Source organism: Lentzea flava, assembly GCF_014648475.1.
Taxonomy (GTDB): domain Bacteria; phylum Actinomycetota; class Actinomycetes; order Mycobacteriales; family Pseudonocardiaceae; genus Lentzea; species Lentzea flava.
Genome location: NZ_BMRE01000166.1, coordinates 1 through 652, shown reverse-complemented (window position 1 = coordinate 652; position 652 = coordinate 1). Strand labels below are relative to the sequence as shown.

At 70.4% G+C, this 652-nt stretch carries 1 protein-coding gene; it reads right to left on the bottom strand.

Annotated elements, in window-relative coordinates:
- Nucleotides 1–67: 67 nt before the first annotated feature.
- A partial coding sequence (locus IEZ09_RS45985) for a glycoside hydrolase family 15 protein (RefSeq protein ID WP_229813582.1) occupies nt 68–652 on the bottom strand: 585 nt, incomplete at its 5' end.

Genomic DNA, 652 nt, shown 5'->3' with positions numbered 1-652 from the left:
TCCAGGGTGTTGCGGGGATCGCTAGAACCCGCCCATGCAGTACGAAAGGGCCCCGCGTGCCGTCAGCTCACTGCGAGAGCAGCTGGGCGCAGCGGATCAGGCCCAGGTGCGAGTAGGCCTGCGGGTGGTTGCCCAGCGAGCGCTCGGCGACCGGGTCGTACTCCTCCGGCAGCAGGCCCGTGGGGCCGGCGGCCGCGACGATCTGGCCGAACAGCTCCTCGGCCTCGGTGCGCCGGCCGGTGAGCAGGTACGCCTCGATCATCCACGCCGCGCACAGGTGGAAGCCGCCCTCGTCGCCCGGCAGACCGTCGTCGCGGTGGTAGCGGTAGACGGTCGAGCCCGAACGCAGCTCGGCCTCGATGGCGGTGACCGTGGACTGGAAGCGCTCGTCGGCCGGGTCGATCAACCCCGACAGGCCGACGAAGAGCGAGGCCGCGTCCAGGTCGTCGCCGTCGTAGGCCGTGGTGAACGACTGGACCTCGTCGTTCCAGCCGTTCTTCAGCACGTCCGTGGCGATCGTGTCGCGCAACGGCACCCACGACGGGTCGAGCTCCCGGCCGAACTGCTCGCCGAGCTTGATCGCGCGGTCGATGGTCAGCCAGCACATGACCTTCGAGTACACGTGGTGGCGCGGCGCGTGCCGCTCCTCCCA